A 19,024-nucleotide genomic window follows, 5' to 3' on the forward strand; every position below is an offset into this window, starting at 1 on the left:
CCGTTCCCTCATGCGTCGAGTGTCTTGACCGCCGCGACCAACGCGGCAGCCGCAGCCTGTCCATCGCCGTAGAGCATGCGCGCGTTGTCGGCATAGAACAGCGCATTCTCGATGCCGGCGAAACCCGTGCCCTTGCCACGCTTGACCACGATGACCTGGCGCGCGTCCGCGACATCGAGGATCGGCATACCGTAGATCGGTGAGGCAGGGTCGGTCCTGGCCAGCGGATTGACCACATCGTTGGCACCGATCACCAAGGCGACGTCGGTAGCGGGAAATTCCGGATTGATATCGTCCATATCGGCGATCAGGTCGTAGGGCACGCCTGCCTCGGCCAGCAGCACGTTCATATGGCCCGGCATGCGACCGGCCACGGGATGGATCGCAAACTTCACCTTTACGCCACGCGAAATCAGCAGCTGCGCGAGCTCCCAGACTTTGTGCTGGGCCTGGGCCACAGCCATACCGTAGCCGGGCACGATCACCACGCGCTCGGCATAAGCCATCATCACCGCGGCGTCGGATGCCTCGATCGGCTTTTGGCTGCCGCCGATCTCCTGCGCGGCTCCCGCGCCGGCGCCGAAACTGCCGAACAGCACATTGCCGATCGAACGGTTCATGGCCTTGGCCATCAGTTGGGTCAGCAATGTACCGGCCGCGCCGACGACGGTACCGGCAATGATCATCGCCTCGTTCTGCAGAACGAAGCCCTCGAACGCCACCGCCAGGCCGGTAAAGGCGTTATAGAGGGAAATAACCACCGGCATGTCCGCGCCGCCGATCGGCAAGGTCATCATCAGGCCAAAGAGCAGGGCCAGGCCGAAAAACCCGGCGATCACGCTCAGCGACAGATTTCCCGCCACCAAGGCGGTGCCCAGGGCGATCGCTACCAGCAAGACCAACACGTTGACCGTGCGTTGGCCCGGGAACACGAACCGGCGGTCCAGCCAGCCCTGCAGCTTGGCAAAGGCAATCAGGGAGCCGGAGAAGCTCACCGCGCCGATCAGCGCCCCCAGCACCGCCAGTGCAAGCTGGGCCACCGAGGGCGCGGAGCCGCCGTCGGCGGTGAACTGACCGCCATCCAGCAGGACGATCGAGTGCCCGGCGTAGCTGACCAGTTCACACGCGCCGATCGCCGCCGCCGCGCCACCGCCCATGCCGTTATAAAGCGCCACCATCTGAGGCATGGCGGTCATCGCCACCCGTCGCCCCGACCACCAGGCGGCACCGACGCCGATCAATACCGCCGCCAACATCAAACCGCGATGGTTAAGGTCCGGCAACGCAAAGGTCGCCACCACGGCCAGCAGCATGCCCACCCCGGCCCAGACGATGCCGCCGCGGGCCGTCCTAGGCGAGCTCATGCGCTTCAGGCCCAGGATGAACAACAGTGCGGCAATGAAATAACAGGCTTTGATCAACTGCGGCAGCCAGGCCATCACTTGGTGCCCTCGCCGCCCGCTTGGGGCTTGCTGGACTTGAACATTTCCAGCATCCGCTCGGTAACCACATAGCCGCCTGCGGCATTACCGGCGCCCAGCAGCACCCCGAGGAAACCTATCGCGATTTCGAATGAAGTTTCGGCATGGCCTAGCGCAATCATGGCCCCGACCAGCACAATGCCGTGTATGAAGTTAGACCCAGACATCAGGGGCGTGTGCAGGATCACCGGTACCCGAGCGATGATCTCGTAACCGGTAAATGCGGCAAGCATGAAGATATACAGCGCCAGAAACCCGTCGATCATGACCCCTCCGTGCCCCGCCCATGCGTTCGGGCCATCATACGGTCGCAGGTCAACCCGCGCGAGTCTGCCGCGTTGATGTCGGGGGAAGAACCAATGGAGTCTCAGGATGCGCGATCCGGCGACGCGGACGACGACGCCATGAACAGCGTGGTCTCCACTCTCGATACGGACCTGATGGCCGAGGACACCCGTGCGGTGCCGGCCACGATGGATGCTTTCCTGAGCCATGTGGAACGGCGGGCTTTTCGCCTGGCCGAGCTCAATCTGGGTAACCGCGAGGATGCCCTGGATGCCGTGCAGGACGCCATGCTGCGGCTGGTCAAGCACTATCGCGACAAGTCCGCGGAGGAATGGTCGCCGCTGTTCTGGGGCATCCTTCGCCGGCGCATCGTCGACCTGCAGCGCCGCCGCAAGGTGCGCTCGATCATGGTGGGCTGGCTGGGCGGCGGCCGCGATGACGATGGCGATGAGTTACCGTCCTGGGACCCGGCCGATGCCGGCCCGGGTCCGCTGGACCGGCTGCAGGACGCGCAGTCGTATGCAGATATGGCCGCGGCAGTGAAAAAGCTGCCGCAGCGCCAGCGCGAAGCCTTCATGCTGCGCGTGCTGGAAGGCCTGGATGTCGCTGAAACGGCACAGGCCATGGGCTGTTCGGAAGGCAGTGTGAAAACCCATCTGTCGCGCGCAATGCAACATCTGCGCGATCAATTGGAGGCATGGCGATGAATGCGCCAAAACAATCCGTCGACAATCGGACCTTCGAGCGCCGCGCCCGTGCGCTGTACCGCGAGGCGGCACAGCACATCGAACCGGCCATGGCCGGCCGCCTGCGCGCCGCTCGACGCACCGCACTGGAAGCGCTGGCCAAGCCGGCACGTCCTCATGGCGCACGCATGCTGCTGCCATCCGGCGCGCTAGCGGCGATCGCCCTGGCGCTATTGCTGGCCTGGTCGCCCTTGCAGAACCGTTCGAGCGAGACGCTGCAAGCACAGATGAGTGTGGCCGGCGTGATCGATACCGCCGATGGCGAGCTACCGCCCGATCCGGACAGCGCCGACCCGGGCATGGTGCAGAACCTCGACTTCTACGGCTGGCTGGCCACCAACAACACTAACAACGCGTCCCAGGCTAATCGCTGAGCATGCTCTTGCGCCGTTTCGCCCATTCGCTATGCCTGTTCACGTTGCTTGCAGGCATAGCCGCCCCCTCATGGGCGCAATCCCCGCCGCCTTCCGGCGAGTCGGCGCCGCGCGCCTGGAGCAGCCTGTCGCCTGCCGAGCGCGACATGCTGGCGCCTTTGGCATCGCAGTGGAACACCCTCAAGCCGGAGCGTCAGCAGCATCTGCTGGATCGTGCGCAACGCTGGAACAAGCTGCCGCCCGATCAGCGCCAGGAAGTGCGCGATCGCATTGCGCAGTGGCAACAGATGACGCCCGACCAACGCCAGCAGGCGCGAGAGAACATGCGCCGCTTCCAGCAGCTGCCGCCCGAGCAACGCCAGCAGTTGCATAACGCCTTCAAGCGCTTCCAGGAGCTGCCGCCGGAGCAGCGCCAGCAATTGATCCGGCAGTTCCAGCAGCAACGCCCGGGAAGCTTCGCGCCGGGGGGGGCTGGACGCCTCGGTGGCGGTCCGCCGCATCATTAAAGCGCGCATTCCTAGAGACGGTGGCTCACCCCCCTCGTCCCTGTTGGAGTTCCTGCCAGGCGTGGATTGCCGCTACTGTTCGAACCGCGGCTGCCCCGCCTGCACGATACACGTCTTGCCAACCAGCTCGTCGCTGAAATCCGGCTGCAAAGTACCGTCGCGGACCAGCAGTTCGAGGAAATTGAACACATTGCGCGCATACATTTCCGAGGCGTGCAACGGCGCCCCGGCGGGCAGGTTCAGCGGCCCAAGAATGCTCACGCTACCGTGCTCCACCCGCTCGCCAGGACGCGTCAGCTCGCAATTACCGCCGCCCTCGGCCGCCAGGTCGACAATCAACGCGCCGGGCTTCATGCCCTCGACCATTGCTGCCGTAAGAATTTTCGGCGATGGCCGGCCCGGCACCGCCGCGGTGGTAACGACGATATCGATAGTCTTGAGGTGATCGGCCAACGCTTGCTGCTGCGCGGCGCGTTCTTCTGAAGAAAGCTCGCGCGCATAGCCGCCGGTGCCCGAGGCGCTGACGCCAAGCTGGAGAAATTTCGCACCGAGCGATTCGACCTGCTCGCGCGTCTCCGGACGTACGTCATAGCCTTCGATCTGCGCGCCCAAACGGCGTGCCGTGGCAATGGCCTGCAAGCCTGCGACGCCGGCACCGATCACCAGCACACGCGAAGGTCGAATCGTGCCAGCCGCCGTTGTCAGCATGGGGAAAAACTTCGGTGCCGCTTCGGCCGCGATCAACATGGCACGATAGCCGGCTACTGCGGCCTGCGAGCTGAGCACGTCCATCGCCTGCGCGCGCGTCGTGCGCGGCAACAGTTCCAGCGCGAACGCGGTGATGCCTTGCTTGCCCATCGCTACGATGCGCGCCGCGGCACCGTAGGGACGTAACTGGCCGACCAGCACGCTACCGGCACGCAACCCCGCAAGTACCGTCGGCTCGGGCGGCAAAACACAGCCAAGCAGGTCGGCCTGCGCAAGTACATCGGTCGCCGTGGCAAATTCGGTGTCGGCATAGGCGTCGTCGGGAAACCCTGCCGCCCTGCCCGCGTCGCGCTCCAACAGTACACGCAGGCCTTTGGCGTGCAGCTTGCGGGCAATCTCCGGCGTAATGGCGACACGTCGCTCGCCGGCAGCGGTCTCGCGTAATGCAGCCACGGTGATGGGCATCTTCAAGGACTCCGTCGCAGGTGGTTCGGACCATCATAGCCTCACCCTTGTACCGGATGGGTACCGCGGGAGTAGACTGGCCCACCGCGACATCGATGCCGGCGGGGTGAGACGAGCTGGAGATCCTCGATGTCCGTGCAAGTGAAAGTCGATCCACTGTCGGCTAACGCCCTTTTGACCATGGCGCGCGCCGCACGCGAGCGGGCGTACGCGCCCTACTCCCATTTCCTGGTCGGCGCCGCGCTCACGACACGCGACGGACGCCATTTCGACGGCTGCAACGTGGAGAACGCATCCTACGGCCTGTGCAATTGCGCAGAACGCACCGCGCTGTTCTCAGCCGTCGCCGCTGGCTATCGCCCCGGCGATTTCGCCATGCTGGCGGTCATTGGCGACACGCCCGAGCCCATTGCGCCCTGCGGCGCCTGCCGCCAGGTCATGGCCGAGCTGTGCCATCCGGACATGCCGGTGCTGTTGTCCAACCTGCGCGACGAGGTGCGCCACAGCACCGTCGGGCAGTTGCTGCCTGGCTGGTTCCGTCTCCCATAAGACTTTCTCACGAGCCCTGACCGGGCAAGCTGCTAGCATGAGCATTTTCGTATCGAGTTTTCTCATGCTTTCTGCCCTGGAACTGCTGCAGCAACGGCACTCGGCACCTTCGCGCCAGCTTCGCGAACCGGCACCTGACGAAGGTACGCTGCGCACTCTGCTGGAGACAGCTATCCGCGTGCCCGACCACGGCAAGCTGGAACCCTTCCGCCTGATTCTGTTGCGCGGCGATGCCAAGCTGCGCTTTGGCGAACGATTGACTGACATCGCCCTGCGCCGCCATCCGGATCTGCCCGAATCCAAGCGCGAGAAAGAGCGCTTGCGCTACACATTCGCACCGCTGGTCGTTGCGGTAGTCGCGCGCATCCAGAGCGATAGCTCCGTACCCGCCATCGAACAACAGCTCTCTGCCGGCTGCGTTGCCCACAACCTGCTGTTGGGCGCCTATGCGCTCGGCTTCGGCGCGCAATGGCTCACCGGCTGGGCAGCTTACGATCGCGAGGCCGGCGCCCTACTCGGCCTGGCCGAGCACGAACATATGGTCGGCTTCGTGCATATCGGCACGCCCGACATCGACATCCCCGATCGCGACCGCCCCGACCTCGATAGCCTGCTGTCGACCTGGACGCCATGAACGCCGACGGTCCCATCGCCCACCTGGTCGACGGCAGCCTGTACGTCTTCCGCGCCTGGCATTCGATGCCGGACGAATTCACCGATGCCGAAGGGCATCCGATCAATGCCGTGCATGGGTTCACCCGCTTTCTCTGCGAGTTGTTGGAAAAGACCCGGCCCGAGCACATCGCCGTGGCATTCGACGCCTCGCTGACCACTTCATTCCGCAACGCGATCTATCCGCATTACAAGGCCAACCGCGAGTTGCCGCCGCCGGACCTCGAGCGACAATTCGTACTGTGCCGCGACATTGCCGAAGCCTTGGGCATCGTCGTGCTGATCGACCATAGCTACGAAGCCGACGATCTGATCGGCAGCACCCATTGGGGTTTGCGTGCGCATGGTTTCCGCAGCGTCATTGTTTCGGCCGACAAGGATTTCGGGCAACTGCTCGGCGAGCACGACGAGCAATGGGACTATGCGCGCAACCTGCGCTGGGGACCGAGCGGCGTATTCGAGAAGATCGGCGTGCATCCGCATCAAGTGGCCGACTTTCTGGCCCTGAGCGGTGACGCGGTAGACAACATCCCTGGCGTTCCAGGCGTGGGTGCAAAAACCGCCGCCGCCCTGCTCGCCCATTTCGGCAGCCTGGATGCACTGCTGGAGCGCGTCGATGAAGTGCCATTCCTGCGTATTCGCGGTGCAGCCAGTTGCGCGGCGAAACTCAAGGAGCACGCCGAACTGGCGCGCCTGTATCGGCAACTTACCCGCATTGCGCTCGATGCGCCTGTGGTCGCCCATGCCGAGGCGTTGCTGCGGCAACGCGCCGAGTGGGCGCGACTGGAAGAGCTCAGCGAACGGCTGCGCTTCGGACCGATGACGCGCAGCCGCCTGCGCCAGCTTTGCAGTTGACGTGCTTGCCCCCATCCTCCCCAAGGACATTCGATGACATCTACCACGCTGCCCCATGACTCGAGCGCGCCCGTCGAAACCCTCTACCAGGGTCGTTGGCTCAGCCTGCGCAAACGTGGCCGCTGGGAATATGCCGAGCGCAACAATGCCGGCGGCGCGGTGATCATCCTGGCCGTCACGCCCGAAGACAAAGTACTGTTCGTCGAGCAATATCGTGTAGCGATCCAACAGCGCACGATCGAAATGCCGGCGGGCCTGGTCGGCGATCTGGCCGAACAGCCCGACGAGAGCGCGCTGCTGGCAGCGCAGCGCGAGCTGGAAGAAGAAACCGGCTATCGCTGCGAACGCGTCGAGTTCATCCATGAAGGCCCTTCGTCTTCCGGCATGAGCACCGAAATGATTGCTTTCGTTCGTGCTCGTGGCCTGACCCGGGTCGGCCCGGGCGGCGGTGACGAGAGCGAGAACATCGTCGTCCACGAAGTGCCACGCGCCGAGGCCGGACAGTGGCTGTTTGCCCGAGTGCGCGAGGGCTATTCCGTCGATCCGAAGCTATTCGCCGGCCTCTGGTTTATCGAGCACGCCTAAAAACCTCGACTACCCAAGGACTTGAGTCCTCAGACCGTGATCGAGCTCAAAAAACGCTAAAGATATTGCGGCGCCAGCCGATTCCCTCCCTGACCCCGTTACGGGATTTACTTTGACTTTGGAGGAAGTCCGCCGATGAAGCGCCTTGCCCTTTGCGCCGCCCTGATGCTGGCCCCCCTGGCCGCCCATGCTGCTTGCAGCGCCACCGATTTCGCGATCCAGGATTTCAAAATGAAGGCCATGGGCTCCGGCCAGGGCGTTCGCCTGAGTCTGAGCGGCCAACTGGTCAACCACTGCGCAGAAGCCGCCGCCGCGCAGGTCAAGATCGAAGCCAAGGATGCCGATGGCAAGGTCCTGCAAGCCAAGCAGGGCTGGCCGGCCGGTACCACCAATATTGCGCCGGGCCAGTCGGTCGAATTCGACTTGGGCCGCCTGTTCCGCTACCAGAGCGACATGCAGAACTACTCCGTCGGCGTGGTCGACGTGCGCACCTGGTAAAGATTCGATCCCGCAAGTAATTAGGCCCCGCGAGGGGCCTTTTTTTTGCCGGGTTCCAATGTGGATATTGCTTGGGCAGTGGCTTGTAAAAACAAGAGCCCCTTCACCCCAACCCTCCCCGGGCGGAGTCGGAGCAAAGGGTTGGGGTGAAGGGGCTCTTGTGTCAGATAGCGGCGAGGCACAACGCCCCGCCGCCACCCCACATTTAATCCATCAGTGCAACTGCTCCAGCACCGCATCGCGCTCGATCTTGTAGACCTTCGGCGGCGGCGTCGTCGACTTCATCAACTTCAAGCGCAGATTCTTCGCCTGCTGGCAAGCATTGGGCGCGTTGTAGAACACACCGCCCTGATCGCACTTCCATTGATAGAAGTTGGCTATACCGGCAGCCAGCTGCAGGCTGTAGTCAGTGCTCAATGCACCCTTGTCGAACGGCACACCCGCTTCCTCGTTCTGGAACCAGCGCATCCACGCAGGCGACCCTACCGGCGGCACCTTGCTCGGATCCTGGAAGGTTGGGTTCATCGGCGACAACTGCGGACTTTCGGCAGTCATGTGGCAGCTCATGCAAGCGCTGACCGGATTATCCACCGGGCCGTCGAGACGACCGTCCCAACCCAGGTGAGTCGGCGGCAGCTCGGGCTTGGCATTGATCGCCGACTGCTTGATGGCCGGGTTGATCTTGGTCACCGACGGCGTCGGATTGGTGTAATCGTTGCCCGTGACTTCCGGATCGTTACCCCACATCACACCCACCGGCACCAGGTTGTCCCAGCCAGGCTTGCCGGTCTTGGCACCGTTGTACTGGAACGTACCGAAGATCCAGCCGGTACCCGGAACACGGGAATCGCGCACGGCGAAATCCATCTGGATCAGCGCCACCTGCTTGATCGACCGATTGGAGCTTTCATAGCTATCGGTGATATAGGCCTGCCACAGCACCGGGTTGACGAGGAAGGGAACCTGCTCCAGCTTGACATCGACGAACAGCGGCTTGCACACCACGGTGCCGTCATGAAAGCTGTTCGGTTGCGAAGTAAAGGACGGATCGGGATTCTGCGGGTCCTTCCACACCTGACCGAAGGTATAGCCGCCCACATCGTTGTAGATACCGACGGCGTAGGTCTGACCAGGATCTTTCTGGCTCGTCGCCAATTGTTGCACCTGGACTTTGGCTTCCTTGGTCAAGCCATGAATACCCTCGCGACCGGACGGCCCATAATGCTGCCACGGCGCGTGATACCAATGACGCACAGTGTTCTTCTCGACGTACCAATCGTTCTCGACGTTACCCTCCAAGCAGTAATGCTTGACTGCCTCGGCATAAGGACGCCACTTCTCGAAATCGTTGGTCAGCGGGCTGGGCAACAGCTTGAAGAAATCCGGCGGCGTGCTGGCGGGCTTCGCCTTCGGATAATCCTGGCTCAGCTTGAAAATAGGCCCTTTGTAAGTGCTCGGCGGTTGATATCCGAAATCCGGAAACGTTCCTGCATTCGCTGCACCGGCAAGTAATGCCAGCGCGGCGGCGATCCCCCAAACTCTACCCCTTGCGAACTGCATGATCGACCTCCTTGAACCATTGAATTATTCCTCGTGCCGCCCGCGTTCTCGGCACGGCGATTTATCCGGACGGACTGCCAGCCCCGGATCGGCCACGACGCGGCCTCCAGCGCCCAAAGCACCGGCCCACGACGGTTACGTGAAATTGAAGTGAAACCCCTTTTTGCAGTCGATCTCGTCGACCCTGAAGCCTGCATGCAAACAGGCCTCCCCTCCGCCGATAATAATTAAACCGGGCTTTGAAATAAATAGAGCCATTTCAAAAAAGTAATGGCCGGAATATAGAAATTCCGGCCATTAATCGATTGATTTTGAAGCTCAATTAATTCAATGAAGGACAAATAGCTTGTCGAAGCCAGCCACGCGCAAGGTGCCGCGCAGCTCGGTACCTGCATTGACAATTCGGATCTCCGCGCGCTCGCCGCCTGCATGTTCGCGCAGCAGTAGCAACATCCCCAAGGCGGAGCTGTCCATACTGCTGACCTCGCCCAGGTCGATCACATAGCTGCGCGACGGTGCACGGCCACCCAGGCAGGCCTCGTGGAATTCGCGATGCACGGAGAAGTCGAAGTTCTCACCCATCTGCAAGGTGAGGCAATCCAGCTCGGTGTCGTGATGAATGGTCAGGCTCATGACTGGGTTCCTTTAAAACAGTTCGATCTCGCCGGCGTCCATCGTGCTCTGCAGGGCCGGGCCGCGCGAACGCAGCTTGGCCTTCTCGCGCTGTACCGCCAGGCGTGCACGGACGCGTTGTGCGCGCTCGGCCAGCACGTGCATGTCGATCGGATCGCAAGCAAGCGCTTCGATATCGCGCGTGCATTCGGCCGTTACTTCCTGCAACTCGACCAGGCGGGTGCGGGTCTGGTTGAGCAACTGGCTCAGGATGTCTTCGAACTGGAGCGAACGAATCGTGGTAGATACGTCGTTGCCGAGGCCGCGGTTGATCTCCACAACCTGATCGGCGACCAGGCTGGTGCGCGCATCGCTTTCGGTCACATGCGCCATCATCGCGTCGATACCGCCCTTTGCCGACAGTGCCACGTTGAGGTCCTGCGAGGCCATGGTGCCGACCAGTTCGCGCAAATGATCCATCGCGGCGCGGGCACGCTCGACGTGGCTGCCGATCTGCTCGTTGAACTGGTTGGAATGGCTGGCCAGATTGCGGATTTCGCCGGCGACCACCGCGAAGCCGCGACCGGCCTCGCCGGCGCGCGCCGCTTCGATCGCCGCATTCAGCGCCAGCAGGTTGGTTTCCTCGGCAATGGTGTTGACGTTCTTCAGCAGGCCGAACACCGCGTCCATTTCCTTAGCCATGCCATCGATGCGATAGACGATGCGCAGACTTTCGCGCGAGAGCTGCACGATCAGGCCAACAAAGTGCTCCAGCAGATCGCCGGTACGCGCGGCGAAGTCCTGCACGGATACGCCTCCGTTCTGCACATCGATGATCTGCTTGAGCAGCGACTGCTGCATGCCGGTCTTCTTCGACAGGCCGTCGAAGCCGCCACCGAGCTCGGAAACCGCGTCGCGCAGCAGATCCATCGCCTGATGCAGCTCGCGCGATGCATGACCCATTTCGTCGACCAGGGCGCCACGTACGTCTTCCAGCGCTTCGCGCACCGGCGCCGAATCGATCGCTGCCGGCTCCGAAGCTACCGGCGCGGTGCGCCGCATCTCTACGATCCATACAGCCGTCACCAGGATCAACAGCACTGGCGCCAGCCAGACCGGGTGCCAGAACAGGCAAAGCAGCAGCGCCGCGGCGCTGGCGGCAAAGCCATAAAGCGGGCGCGAAGCGAGTGAAGAAGGCATAACTGACATGGCTTGTGTCCGAACGATCAGGTCACCGCGCGGGCAGCGCGTACGACGGGTTGACGCGCCAGTTCCAGCAAGCGCGTAGCAATATTTTCCAACGGCAACATCTCGGCGGCAGCGCCCATCTTCCAGGCGGCGCCCGGCATGCCCCAGACCACTGAACTGGCCTCGTCCTGTACCACGGTGGGCGCACCGCACTCGCGCAGCTCGGCCAGCCCGCGCGCGCCATCATCGCCCATACCGGTCAGCAAGGCGGCGATCGCCGGCGCGCCGACACTCGCCGCAACCGAACGAAAAAGCACGTCCACGCTGGGCTTGTGCCGATTGACCGGCGGACCGTTATGCAAGCGGCAGACATAGCGCGCGCCGTCCCACATCACCAGCAAGTGCTGGCTGCCGGGAGCGATGTACGCGTGACCGTGCTGGATGGGCTGGCCGTCGCGCGCTTCGCACACGCGCATCGCCGAACAATTGTCCATGCGTTGCGCGAACGGGCCGCTGAAGGCGGCAGGAATATGCTGGGTAATCAGGATCGGCGGCGCATCCGGCGGCATCGATTCGAGCACCACGCGAATGGCCTCGGTACCGCCCGTAGATGCACCGATGGCAATGATGCGCGTGCCGCCACGCGAATCGGCCGTCTGCGCGCGTGGCAGCACCGCATCGGCGGACAGCCGCGGCGGCACCTCCAGCTTACGCACCGCGCTGCGCACGCGCGGACGCGCCAGCGCGGCAAGCTTCACCTTGGCGCAAATCTCTTGCGCGCCTTCGGCAAACGTACTGGCCAGGTCGTTGCTCGGCTTGGTGAAGAAATCCACCGCGCCCAGCTCCAACGCCTTCAGCGTGACTTCGGCGCCCTGCTGGGTCAACGACGAGACCATCACCACCGGCATGGGCCGGAGACGCATCAGGTTTTCCAGGAACGTCAGGCCATCCATACGCGGCATCTCGACGTCCAACGTCAGTACGTCCGGTTCGAGCTGCTTGATCTTTTCGCGGGCGATCAACGGATCGGCGGCCACGCCTACCACCTCGATCCCCGGATCGCAGGCGAGCATGGTCGACAACAGCTTCCGCACCAGGGCGGAATCGTCGACGATTAGTACGCGCACTCTAGCCATTAATGCTCACTCGCCATAGCTGCTGGTGTGAAAACAGGTCGCGGAATCGGGTAGCTGCCACATGCCTTGCCACGCCTCCTAGAACAGTTCCACCTCTCCCTTTATCGGATCGTTCGCCAAACGCTTGAGATAGTGCTTCTCGGTATCGACCAGGCGGCTCTCCTGCAAGCCATGCATCAGACGCACACGCACACGCCCGGTGCGCGGGAAGTACTGCACCTGGCGCGGATGTACGTCGCCGACATCCTCGGCCACCAGGTTGAGTTTTTCGGTCTCGATATAGCGGCGCACGAAAGCGATATTGCGTCGTCCGATATCGGTCATCTGCGCCAGCACACGGCCGCCGCCGAAGATCTTCACTTCCAGGTCGGCGCGACTGCCGCCAGCCTTGAGGATGCGGTTGATCAGCTGTTCCATCGCATCGTTACCGTAGCGTGCCGCACGGCTGACCGTGGACGACCAGCTATCGCGCTCGCCGACCGGTTCGGGCAGCATGAAGTGGTTCATGCCACCGATTTGCCGCTGACGGTCGCGAATACATGCCGAGACGCAGGAGCCGAGCACAGTGGAGATCATCTCGTCCTGATCGCTGACGTAGTACTCACCCGGCAGGATCTTCGCGGTCATGCATGCCTGGGTCGGGTCCCAGTAGCGACGCACATGCTCGAAGCCCGGCAAGACCCCGGCGGCAGGAGCCTGGCGACTGGCGAAGACTTCGCTCATGTGCCGCGCTTCCGATAGATAGTACGACCCACCAGATCGAAATCGTCGCTCAGTCCATACATCGATTCGGAATGGCCGAGGAACAAGTAGCCTCCCGGCGGCAACAGGCCGGCATAGCGCGAAAACAGGCGCTGCTTAGTCGGTTTGTCGAAATAGATGACGACGTTACGGCAGAAAATCGCGTCGAACGGACCCTGCATCGGCCAATCGTGCAACAAGTTCAGGGGCTGGATGGTGACCAGTTCGCGCAGGCGCGGGTGCACGCACGCCAACCCGCTGTAGGCACCTTCGCCACGCAGGAACCAGCGCCGCAGGCGCTCCGGGCTGACACCGGCCAGCTTGTCGACCGAATAGACACCTTTGCGCGCGGCTTCCAGCGCCTGCGGCGAAAGATCGGTAGCCAGGATCTTGGCATCGACCTGCGAACCGTAAGCTTCGAGCGCCTCGGCCAGCACCATCGCCAGCGCGTACGGTTCTTCACCGGTGGAGCAGCCCGCCGACCAGATGCGCAGACGTCCCCCGTTGCGCTTCTGCTGCAGCCACAGCGGCAGCTGCGTTTGGATCAGGAAGTCGTAATGGTGCATCTCGCGAAAGAACGAGGTGACATTGGTGCTGATCGCACTGGCCAGTTCACCCAGTTCGCTATCCGGATCGTCACGCAGGATCTGGCAATAGCTTTCGAACCCCCTCAACCGCAGCGCGCGCAAACGACGCAGCAGGCGTCCCTGCACGAGCTGGCGCTTGTGCTCGCCGAGCGAGATGCCACAATGCTCCAGCACGAACTCGCGCAAGAAGCGGAACTCTGCGTCGCCCAGGCTCGGCCCACCGATGCCGCCTGCATTGGCAACGCTATCGTCGGTGGCCGGTGCGGACATCGATCAGAACTCCTTCCACACACCGTTATCGGCCGCTTCGCTGCTTGCCTGGCGCATGGCCGGGCGGCTCGGCGCCGCATTGCGGACCGCTGCGAACACCGCTTCGGTTTCTGCAGCGACCGCAGTGGAACGCGCAGCGTGCGTCGGAATTGGCAACAATTCGCCTTCGTCGCCCAGCTGGAAGAAGCCCACCTGACGGGTCAGTTCGGTGGCCTGCTCCTGCATTGCACGCGCAGCGGCGGCGGCTTCTTCGACCAGGGCAGCGTTCTGCTGGGTCATCTCGTCCATCTGCAACACGGCGTGATTGACCTGGTCGATACCTGCCGATTGCTCCTGGCTGGCAGCAGCGATCTCGGCAACGATGTCGGTCACTTTCTTCACGCTGTCGACGATTTCCGCCAGTGCCTTGCCCGACTGGTCGACCAGCTCGGAACCGGTACGCACCTTGGCCGCACTGTCATTGATCAGGCCCTTGATTTCCTTCGCCGCGCCCGCGCTTCGCTGCGCGAGGTTACGCACTTCGGTGGCGACCACGGCGAAGCCGCGGCCTTGCTCGCCGGCTCGCGCAGCCTCGACCGCTGCATTCAGTGCCAGCAAATTCGTCTGGAAAGCGATTTCGTCGATCAGACTGACGATATCGGCGATCTTGCGGCTGGATGCATTGATTTCGCGCATCGCACCGACCGCTTGCGCTACCACTTCGCCGCCGCGTTCGGCTTGCTCGCGCGCACCGCGGGCGAGCTGGTTGGCGTGGCTGGCGTTCTCGGCATTCTGCTTCACCGTGGAGGTCATTTCCTCCATCGACGAGGCGGTTTCTTCCAGGCTGGAGGCCTGCTCCTGCGTACGCTGGCTCAGATCGTCGTTGCCGCGCGAAATTTGCTGCGCCGCCGTGCTGACCGAACCCGAACCATGGCGCACTTCGTTGACGATGGTGCTCAGACGCTCGTCCATGGTGCGGAAGGCTTCGAGCAACTTGCCCAGTTCGTCATTGCGATTAACCTGGATGTTGTGACCCAGCCGGCCTTCCGCGATCGCGTGGGCGATGCCGACGGTGCGGTTGAGCGTGGCAATGATCGAACGCACCACCAGGACTGCGATCAGCAGTGCCAGGAACAAGCCGGCGATCAGCGAGACCAGGCTCACTGCGCGAATCCACTTATAGCGAGTCACTTGCTGCTGATAGATGGTCATCGCCTCGGCACGCTGCATTTCGCCGAGCTTGGCCATCTGCGCCTGACGGTCCATCAATAGCGGGCGAAGCTGCATTTCCAGAATATCCGACGCACCGGCATCGCCCTGTTTCAGGGCGTCGAGCGTATCCTGCTTGGCCTGCTGATAGTCGGCGTCGTTCGTGTGCATCAGCTGGTACTGCTTGGCCAGCTCCGGAGACATCGGAATGCTGTCGAAGCTCTTTCGCAGATCCCCGAAACCGACTTGCAACTTGTCGTACTCGGCCAGCTTTTGCTTCAACGCATCCGGCTTGCTGACGACATTGGTACCTTCGCCCAGCACGATGAAGGACATCAGCGCCTGCTGGCTGATACGGCTGAGCAATTGCGCCGGCACCACTTCCTGTTCGTAGATCTGGCGCATGCCTTCGTTTTGCAGGCTCATCGAGCCCAGACCGATCACGGCGCCGCCAATCAGCATCACCGCAAGCAGACCCAACACGCCGTAGAGACGGGCGCGAACCGAGAGGGAGGGGATTTTGAAAGTGAACTTCTTCATTGCTGATCCAATGGGTGACCGGTACGAAGTACGGTGTTAAGCAACGGCTTTCACGTCGCCGGCCGCAGGCAATGCGGCCTCCAGCATCTGCGCATCCTGCGGCTGCAACAGCTTGTCCACGTCCAGCAGCAAAACCATGCGCTGCGCGACCGAGGTCAATCCCTTGAGATATTCGGTATCCACCGCTGTACCCATGTCGGGCACCGGCTTGATCGCCGTCGCCTCCACGTCCAGCACGTCCGATACACCGTCGACCACCACGCCGAACTGGCGTCCGGCGACGGTGATGATCACGGTGACCGTGGTGGCGTTATATTCCTCGCGCGCCAGGCCAAAACGCAGACGCAGATCGAGCACCGGTACGATCGCACCACGCAGATTGAGCACGCCCAGCACATAGGACGGCGCTTGCGGAATGCGTGTCACCGGCGTCCAGCCGCGGATTTCCCGCACGGCCAAAATGTCGATCGCGTATTCCTCGGCACCGAGGTTGACGGTGAGGTATTGCGTAATCGCCGCAGCAGCGGCTTGGGCGTGGGCAAGGCTGGCTATTTGGCTCATGTGCGTTCCAGGACGGGACCCCTCTATGGGGTGGGTATCGGCAGGGAATCGGGGAGCTTGAGGGGGTAAGGCCTGCCGCTGGTGCGGCCGGTGAGGAGTAAAGAGGAAAGCGGGAAAAAAAGCCCACAGCTCCGGGAGCTATGGGCTTTAGGTCTCTTTACTCTTTACAGCGAGCGACCTCACAGGCCGCGACGCGGCCGGCCTCGCCCCAAGTCAGGCCGCCTTCTTGCGCCCTTGCAGGCGCACCAATCCCATCACATCCACGATCAGCGCGACCGAGCCATCGGAAAGAATCGTCGCGCCGGAGATACCGTTGACCCGGCGATAGTTGGCCTCCAGCGACTTGACCACGGCCTGTTGCTGGCCTATCAGTTCGTCGATGAACAGACCCACGCGAGTGTCCTCGCCCTCGACGATGACCACCAGGCCGTCGTCGATCTTGGTACGTGCGCCTTCGATGCCGAAAACCTCGTGCAGCCGGATCACCGGCAAATAACCATCGCGGAAGTGGAACAGTTCACCGCCGCCAGCGACGCTGCGAATGGCGTCGCTGCGCAACTGTATGGATTCGACGATCGACACCAGCGGCACGATATAGCGTTCTTCGCCCACGGCCGCGGTCAAGCCATCGATGATCGCCAAGGTCAGCGGCAAGGTGATGGTGAACACCGTGCCCTGCCCGTCGATGCTTCGGATGGCGACGTTACCGCCAAGGTCGACCACGTTACGGCGAACCACGTCCATGCCGACGCCTCGGCCGGACAGGTCGGTCGTGGCCACAGCCGTCGAAAAACCTGGCTGGAAGATCAACTCGGCGACGGCTTCGTCGCTCAAGCTATCGCCCGACGCGATAAGGCCACGCTGGATCGCCTTGTTGACGATCGCTTGACGGTTCAGGCCGGCGCCGTCGTCACTCACTTCGACAACGATCGATCCACCGCGATGGAAAGCTTCCAGACGCAATGTGCCGGTCTCGTTCTTGCCGGCGGCACGGCGTCTTTCGGGCGATTCCAGGCCATGGTCGATGGCGTTGCGTACCAGGTGCACCAACGGATCGCCGATCTTTTCCAGCACCGTCTTGTCCAGCTCGGTCTGCTCGCCGACCAGATCCAGCTTCACCTGCTTGCCCAGCTTGTTGCCCAGGTCGCGAACCAGGCGCGGAAAACGGCTGAATACCGAACCGATCGGCAACATGCGTATACCCATTACGCTTTCCTGGAGCGCGCGGGTGTGCCGGGCCAGTTGTGCCAGACCCTGCCGCAAGTGCTCCAGCCGCGACATGTCGAAATCGTCGCGGAACGGGTCGAGCATCGATTGGGTAATCACCAGCTCGCCGACCAGGTCGATCAGGCTGTCGATCTTGTCGATGCCCACGCGTACCGAACCGGTCTCGCTATTAGCGGTGACTTCGCGCGCGGCGCGCTGCGGCACGGGCGCTGCCGCGATAGCAACGACGGGCTCGCTGGGCGCAGGCGCCGCGGTCTTCAACGGCTCGACCTTCAGGTCGCACTCGTCTTCCACCCAGTCGAATACACCTGTTACCGCACTGCGCTTGACCCCGCCGTGCAGCGTGATACGCCAGGACAAATGGCATTCGGACGGATCCAGGCGCGACAGTTCCGGCAAGGCATCGCCGTTGGCGATCACATCCAGCCGGCCCAATTCGGCCAGCTCGCGGATCATGCGGATCGGGTCGTTGCCGCCGGCCAGCATGCCCGGGTGCGGGCGAAAATCGATGATCCAGCCATCGGCCTGCTCGCCCGCCGATGCCTTGACCACAGCTTGTTCCGTACCATGCCCCAGCGCCGCGGCCAGTTCCTGCTTCAAGCCCTCGCTGACCGCATCGGCCAACGGTTCGCCGGCCTGGGCGCGATCGAACATGCCGCGCAGGCAATCGACCGTACGCAGCAGCAATTCGATCGTCGGCGAGTCGATCGCGCGGCGGCCGTCGCGCAGCTCGTCCAGCAGCGATTCGGCTTCGTGGGTAAAGGCAGCCATCTCTGGAAAACCGAAGGTCGCCGCACCGCCTTTGATCGAATGCGCCGCGCGGAAGATCCCGTGGACCAGTTCGGCATCGCCGCCCTCATCCAACGCCAGCAACGCCGACTCCATGCTGGCGAGGCCTTCGAGGCTCTCGTCGAAGAATGTCTGGTGAAACTGCGCAAGGCTGACGTTGGCCATGAGGATTAACCGAGTACGCGCTTGACCGTGGCGAGCAGTTGTTCCGGATCGAAGGGCTTGACCAGCCAGCCGGTCGCGCCAGCCGCCTTGCCTTCCATCTTCTTGTCGGTATGCGATTCGGTGGTCAGCATCAGGATCGGCACGCCCTTGTATTCGGTCATGCCACGCAGCTCGCGCACCATGCTGATACCGTCCATCACAGGCATGTTGACGTCCGCCAGCACCAGGTCGAAACGCTCGCCGCGTGCCGCATCGAGCGCCAGCTGGCCGTTCTCGGCCTCGCTCACTTCATGGCCGGCGCCACGCAAGGTGAAAGCCACCATGCCGCGCATCGAGGCCGAATCGTCCACCGCGAGAATCTTTGCCATTGTCTACCTCGTCGAGCCGGCTCAGGCCGGCAGTTGCAATGTCTGTTCAAGCCCCAGCAACGCTGCCGCTTCGCGCAGCGGCGCACCGACGCCCTGCCAACGCACGGTTCGTCCGGCGGCGCCCGCGGCACGCTGGAAAGCGACCAGCAGTTGGATAGCCGCCGTGTCGACGCGAGCGACAGCCGTGGCATCGAGCGTGCAGACCGGATGTGCCAGCACCGCCAACAGCTCGGTACGCACCCCGGACAGGGCCGTCATGCGGCAGTCCTCTGGAAGCTGTACCCTCTGTTCGGCCTCGCCCGCTGCCGGTTTGCCGCTCTTGCCCGCCATGACTTCGAACCCGCTGTACGTTGGTCGTTGAGGTGCTT

Annotated in this window: 22 protein-coding genes; 8 read left to right on the top strand and 14 right to left on the bottom strand. The window is 63.0% G+C overall.

Going from position 1 to position 19,024, the window contains the following annotated elements; all coding sequences use genetic code 11:
- Positions 1-8: 8 nt before the first annotated feature.
- Positions 9-1,439 (bottom strand): NAD(P)(+) transhydrogenase (Re/Si-specific) subunit beta, encoded by a 1,431-nt coding sequence (locus tag VIM98_RS02320; protein WP_331991477.1) that lies wholly within the window; start codon positions 1,437-1,439, stop codon positions 9-11.
- On the bottom strand, positions 1,439-1,747 hold the full coding sequence (locus VIM98_RS02325) for an NAD(P) transhydrogenase subunit alpha (RefSeq protein ID WP_331991478.1): 309 nt from the start codon (positions 1,745-1,747) through the stop codon (positions 1,439-1,441). The genes VIM98_RS02320 and VIM98_RS02325 overlap by 1 nt, the downstream gene beginning before the upstream one ends.
- Before the next feature lie 138 nt (positions 1,748-1,885).
- Between VIM98_RS02325 and VIM98_RS02330 the strand changes: the two genes are divergently transcribed.
- Genes VIM98_RS02330 through VIM98_RS02340 form a run of 3 tightly spaced genes read left to right on the top strand, consistent with a single transcriptional unit; the run spans position 1,886 to position 3,392 of the window.
- A complete protein-coding gene (locus tag VIM98_RS02330; RefSeq protein WP_331991512.1) occupies positions 1,886-2,473 on the top strand; it encodes an RNA polymerase sigma factor in 588 nt (195 codons plus the stop codon).
- A complete protein-coding gene (locus VIM98_RS02335; protein WP_331991479.1) occupies positions 2,470-2,886 on the top strand; it encodes a hypothetical protein in 417 nt (138 codons plus the stop codon). Before VIM98_RS02330 ends, VIM98_RS02335 begins: the two co-directional genes overlap by 4 nt.
- A gap of 2 nt (positions 2,887-2,888) precedes the next feature.
- A complete protein-coding gene (locus VIM98_RS02340) occupies positions 2,889-3,392 on the top strand; it encodes a DUF3106 domain-containing protein (RefSeq protein ID WP_331991480.1) in 504 nt (167 codons plus the stop codon).
- Between the two features lie 72 nt (positions 3,393-3,464).
- Here the strand turns inward: VIM98_RS02340 and VIM98_RS02345 are convergent, their stop codons facing one another.
- Positions 3,465-4,565 carry an NAD(P) transhydrogenase subunit alpha gene (locus VIM98_RS02345; RefSeq protein ID WP_331991481.1) on the bottom strand — a complete coding sequence of 367 codons (1,101 nt, stop codon included), beginning with the start codon at positions 4,563-4,565 and terminating at the stop codon, positions 3,465-3,467.
- A 129-nt stretch (positions 4,566-4,694) separates the two neighbouring features.
- Between VIM98_RS02345 and cdd the strand changes: the two genes are divergently transcribed.
- The 5 genes from cdd (at position 4,695) to VIM98_RS02370 (ending at position 7,724) form a co-directional block, all read left to right on the top strand.
- Positions 4,695-5,114 carry a cytidine deaminase gene (cdd, locus tag VIM98_RS02350; protein WP_331991482.1) on the top strand — a complete coding sequence of 140 codons (420 nt, stop codon included), beginning with the start codon at positions 4,695-4,697 and terminating at the stop codon, positions 5,112-5,114.
- A 64-nt stretch (positions 5,115-5,178) separates the two neighbouring features.
- A complete protein-coding gene (locus tag VIM98_RS02355; RefSeq protein WP_331991483.1) occupies positions 5,179-5,748 on the top strand; it encodes a nitroreductase in 570 nt (189 codons plus the stop codon).
- Positions 5,745-6,641, top strand: coding sequence for a 5'-3' exonuclease (locus VIM98_RS02360; protein WP_331991484.1), 897 nt, complete (start codon positions 5,745-5,747; stop codon positions 6,639-6,641). Before VIM98_RS02355 ends, VIM98_RS02360 begins: the two co-directional genes overlap by 4 nt.
- Positions 6,642-6,674: 33 nt before the next feature.
- A complete protein-coding gene (locus VIM98_RS02365) occupies positions 6,675-7,226 on the top strand; it encodes an NUDIX hydrolase (RefSeq protein WP_331991485.1) in 552 nt (183 codons plus the stop codon).
- Positions 7,227-7,361: 135 nt separating this feature from the next.
- A complete protein-coding gene (locus tag VIM98_RS02370) occupies positions 7,362-7,724 on the top strand; it encodes a hypothetical protein (protein WP_331991486.1) in 363 nt (120 codons plus the stop codon).
- A gap of 213 nt (positions 7,725-7,937) precedes the next feature.
- Here the strand turns inward: VIM98_RS02370 and VIM98_RS02375 are convergent, their stop codons facing one another.
- The 11 genes from VIM98_RS02375 to VIM98_RS02425 all read right to left on the bottom strand — a co-directional run bounded on the left by VIM98_RS02375 (position 7,938) and on the right by VIM98_RS02425 (position 18,986).
- Positions 7,938-9,284, bottom strand: coding sequence for a hypothetical protein (locus VIM98_RS02375; protein ID WP_331991487.1), 1,347 nt, complete (start codon positions 9,282-9,284; stop codon positions 7,938-7,940).
- 327 nt (positions 9,285-9,611) lie between these two features.
- Positions 9,612-9,917, bottom strand: coding sequence for an STAS domain-containing protein (locus tag VIM98_RS02380; RefSeq protein WP_331991488.1), 306 nt, complete (start codon positions 9,915-9,917; stop codon positions 9,612-9,614).
- Between the two features lie 12 nt (positions 9,918-9,929).
- Positions 9,930-11,096 (bottom strand): methyl-accepting chemotaxis protein, encoded by a 1,167-nt coding sequence (locus tag VIM98_RS02385; RefSeq protein ID WP_331991489.1) that lies wholly within the window; start codon positions 11,094-11,096, stop codon positions 9,930-9,932.
- A 26-nt stretch (positions 11,097-11,122) separates the two neighbouring features.
- Positions 11,123-12,220 carry a chemotaxis response regulator protein-glutamate methylesterase gene (locus VIM98_RS02390; RefSeq protein ID WP_331991490.1) on the bottom strand — a complete coding sequence of 366 codons (1,098 nt, stop codon included), beginning with the start codon at positions 12,218-12,220 and terminating at the stop codon, positions 11,123-11,125.
- 78 nt (positions 12,221-12,298) lie between these two features.
- Positions 12,299-12,943 (bottom strand): chemoreceptor glutamine deamidase CheD, encoded by a 645-nt coding sequence (cheD, locus tag VIM98_RS02395; RefSeq protein WP_331991491.1) that lies wholly within the window; start codon positions 12,941-12,943, stop codon positions 12,299-12,301.
- A complete protein-coding gene (locus VIM98_RS02400; protein WP_331991492.1) occupies positions 12,940-13,818 on the bottom strand; it encodes a protein-glutamate O-methyltransferase in 879 nt (292 codons plus the stop codon). Before VIM98_RS02400 ends, cheD begins: the two co-directional genes overlap by 4 nt.
- Before the next feature lie 3 nt (positions 13,819-13,821).
- Complete coding sequence (locus VIM98_RS02405) at positions 13,822-15,546, bottom strand: methyl-accepting chemotaxis protein (protein WP_331991493.1); 1,725 nt, start codon at positions 15,544-15,546, stop codon at positions 13,822-13,824.
- A gap of 36 nt (positions 15,547-15,582) precedes the next feature.
- Complete coding sequence (locus VIM98_RS02410) at positions 15,583-16,107, bottom strand: chemotaxis protein CheW (RefSeq protein ID WP_331991494.1); 525 nt, start codon at positions 16,105-16,107, stop codon at positions 15,583-15,585.
- A 213-nt stretch (positions 16,108-16,320) separates the two neighbouring features.
- Complete coding sequence (locus VIM98_RS02415; protein ID WP_331991495.1) at positions 16,321-18,288, bottom strand: chemotaxis protein CheA; 1,968 nt, start codon at positions 18,286-18,288, stop codon at positions 16,321-16,323.
- 5 nt (positions 18,289-18,293) lie between these two features.
- On the bottom strand, positions 18,294-18,656 hold the full coding sequence (locus VIM98_RS02420) for a response regulator (protein WP_331991496.1): 363 nt from the start codon (positions 18,654-18,656) through the stop codon (positions 18,294-18,296).
- 21 nt (positions 18,657-18,677) lie between these two features.
- Positions 18,678-18,986, bottom strand: a complete 309-nt coding sequence (locus VIM98_RS02425) for an STAS domain-containing protein (protein ID WP_331991497.1) — start codon at positions 18,984-18,986, stop codon at positions 18,678-18,680.
- Between the last annotated feature and the right edge of the window lie 38 nt (positions 18,987-19,024).

Source organism: Dyella sp. (assembly GCF_036568765.1).
In the GTDB taxonomy this organism is placed as follows: domain Bacteria; phylum Pseudomonadota; class Gammaproteobacteria; order Xanthomonadales; family Rhodanobacteraceae; genus GSA-30.

What these genes read in the sequence shown, in the direction of transcription:
- VIM98_RS02320 (WP_331991477.1), bottom strand. Translation starts at nt 1,439, where the DNA reads ATGGCCTGGCTGCCGCAGTTGATCAAAGCCTGTTATTTCATTGCCGCA.
- VIM98_RS02360 (WP_331991484.1), top strand. Translation starts at nt 5,745, where the DNA reads ATGAACGCCGACGGTCCCATCGCCCACCTGGTCGACGGCAGCCTGTAC.
- VIM98_RS02410 (WP_331991494.1), bottom strand. Translation starts at nt 16,107, where the DNA reads ATGAGCCAAATAGCCAGCCTTGCCCACGCCCAAGCCGCTGCTGCGGCG.
- VIM98_RS02365 (WP_331991485.1), top strand. Translation starts at nt 6,675, where the DNA reads ATGACATCTACCACGCTGCCCCATGACTCGAGCGCGCCCGTCGAAACC.
- VIM98_RS02420 (WP_331991496.1), bottom strand. Translation starts at nt 18,656, where the DNA reads ATGGCAAAGATTCTCGCGGTGGACGATTCGGCCTCGATGCGCGGCATG.
- VIM98_RS02380 (WP_331991488.1), bottom strand. Translation starts at nt 9,917, where the DNA reads ATGAGCCTGACCATTCATCACGACACCGAGCTGGATTGCCTCACCTTG.
- VIM98_RS02330 (WP_331991512.1), top strand. Translation starts at nt 1,886, where the DNA reads ATGAACAGCGTGGTCTCCACTCTCGATACGGACCTGATGGCCGAGGAC.
- VIM98_RS02390 (WP_331991490.1), bottom strand. Translation starts at nt 12,220, where the DNA reads ATGGCTAGAGTGCGCGTACTAATCGTCGACGATTCCGCCCTGGTGCGG.
- VIM98_RS02385 (WP_331991489.1), bottom strand. Translation starts at nt 11,096, where the DNA reads ATGCCTTCTTCACTCGCTTCGCGCCCGCTTTATGGCTTTGCCGCCAGC.
- VIM98_RS02425 (WP_331991497.1), bottom strand. Translation starts at nt 18,986, where the DNA reads ATGGCGGGCAAGAGCGGCAAACCGGCAGCGGGCGAGGCCGAACAGAGG.
- cdd (WP_331991482.1), top strand. Translation starts at nt 4,695, where the DNA reads ATGTCCGTGCAAGTGAAAGTCGATCCACTGTCGGCTAACGCCCTTTTG.
- VIM98_RS02355 (WP_331991483.1), top strand. Translation starts at nt 5,179, where the DNA reads ATGCTTTCTGCCCTGGAACTGCTGCAGCAACGGCACTCGGCACCTTCG.
- VIM98_RS02345 (WP_331991481.1), bottom strand. Translation starts at nt 4,565, where the DNA reads ATGCCCATCACCGTGGCTGCATTACGCGAGACCGCTGCCGGCGAGCGA.
- VIM98_RS02400 (WP_331991492.1), bottom strand. Translation starts at nt 13,818, where the DNA reads ATGTCCGCACCGGCCACCGACGATAGCGTTGCCAATGCAGGCGGCATC.
- VIM98_RS02340 (WP_331991480.1), top strand. Translation starts at nt 2,889, where the DNA reads ATGCTCTTGCGCCGTTTCGCCCATTCGCTATGCCTGTTCACGTTGCTT.
- VIM98_RS02405 (WP_331991493.1), bottom strand. Translation starts at nt 15,546, where the DNA reads ATGAAGAAGTTCACTTTCAAAATCCCCTCCCTCTCGGTTCGCGCCCGT.
- VIM98_RS02370 (WP_331991486.1), top strand. Translation starts at nt 7,362, where the DNA reads ATGAAGCGCCTTGCCCTTTGCGCCGCCCTGATGCTGGCCCCCCTGGCC.
- cheD (WP_331991491.1), bottom strand. Translation starts at nt 12,943, where the DNA reads ATGAGCGAAGTCTTCGCCAGTCGCCAGGCTCCTGCCGCCGGGGTCTTG.
- VIM98_RS02415 (WP_331991495.1), bottom strand. Translation starts at nt 18,288, where the DNA reads ATGGCCAACGTCAGCCTTGCGCAGTTTCACCAGACATTCTTCGACGAG.
- VIM98_RS02335 (WP_331991479.1), top strand. Translation starts at nt 2,470, where the DNA reads ATGAATGCGCCAAAACAATCCGTCGACAATCGGACCTTCGAGCGCCGC.
- VIM98_RS02325 (WP_331991478.1), bottom strand. Translation starts at nt 1,747, where the DNA reads ATGATCGACGGGTTTCTGGCGCTGTATATCTTCATGCTTGCCGCATTT.
- VIM98_RS02375 (WP_331991487.1), bottom strand. Translation starts at nt 9,284, where the DNA reads ATGCAGTTCGCAAGGGGTAGAGTTTGGGGGATCGCCGCCGCGCTGGCA.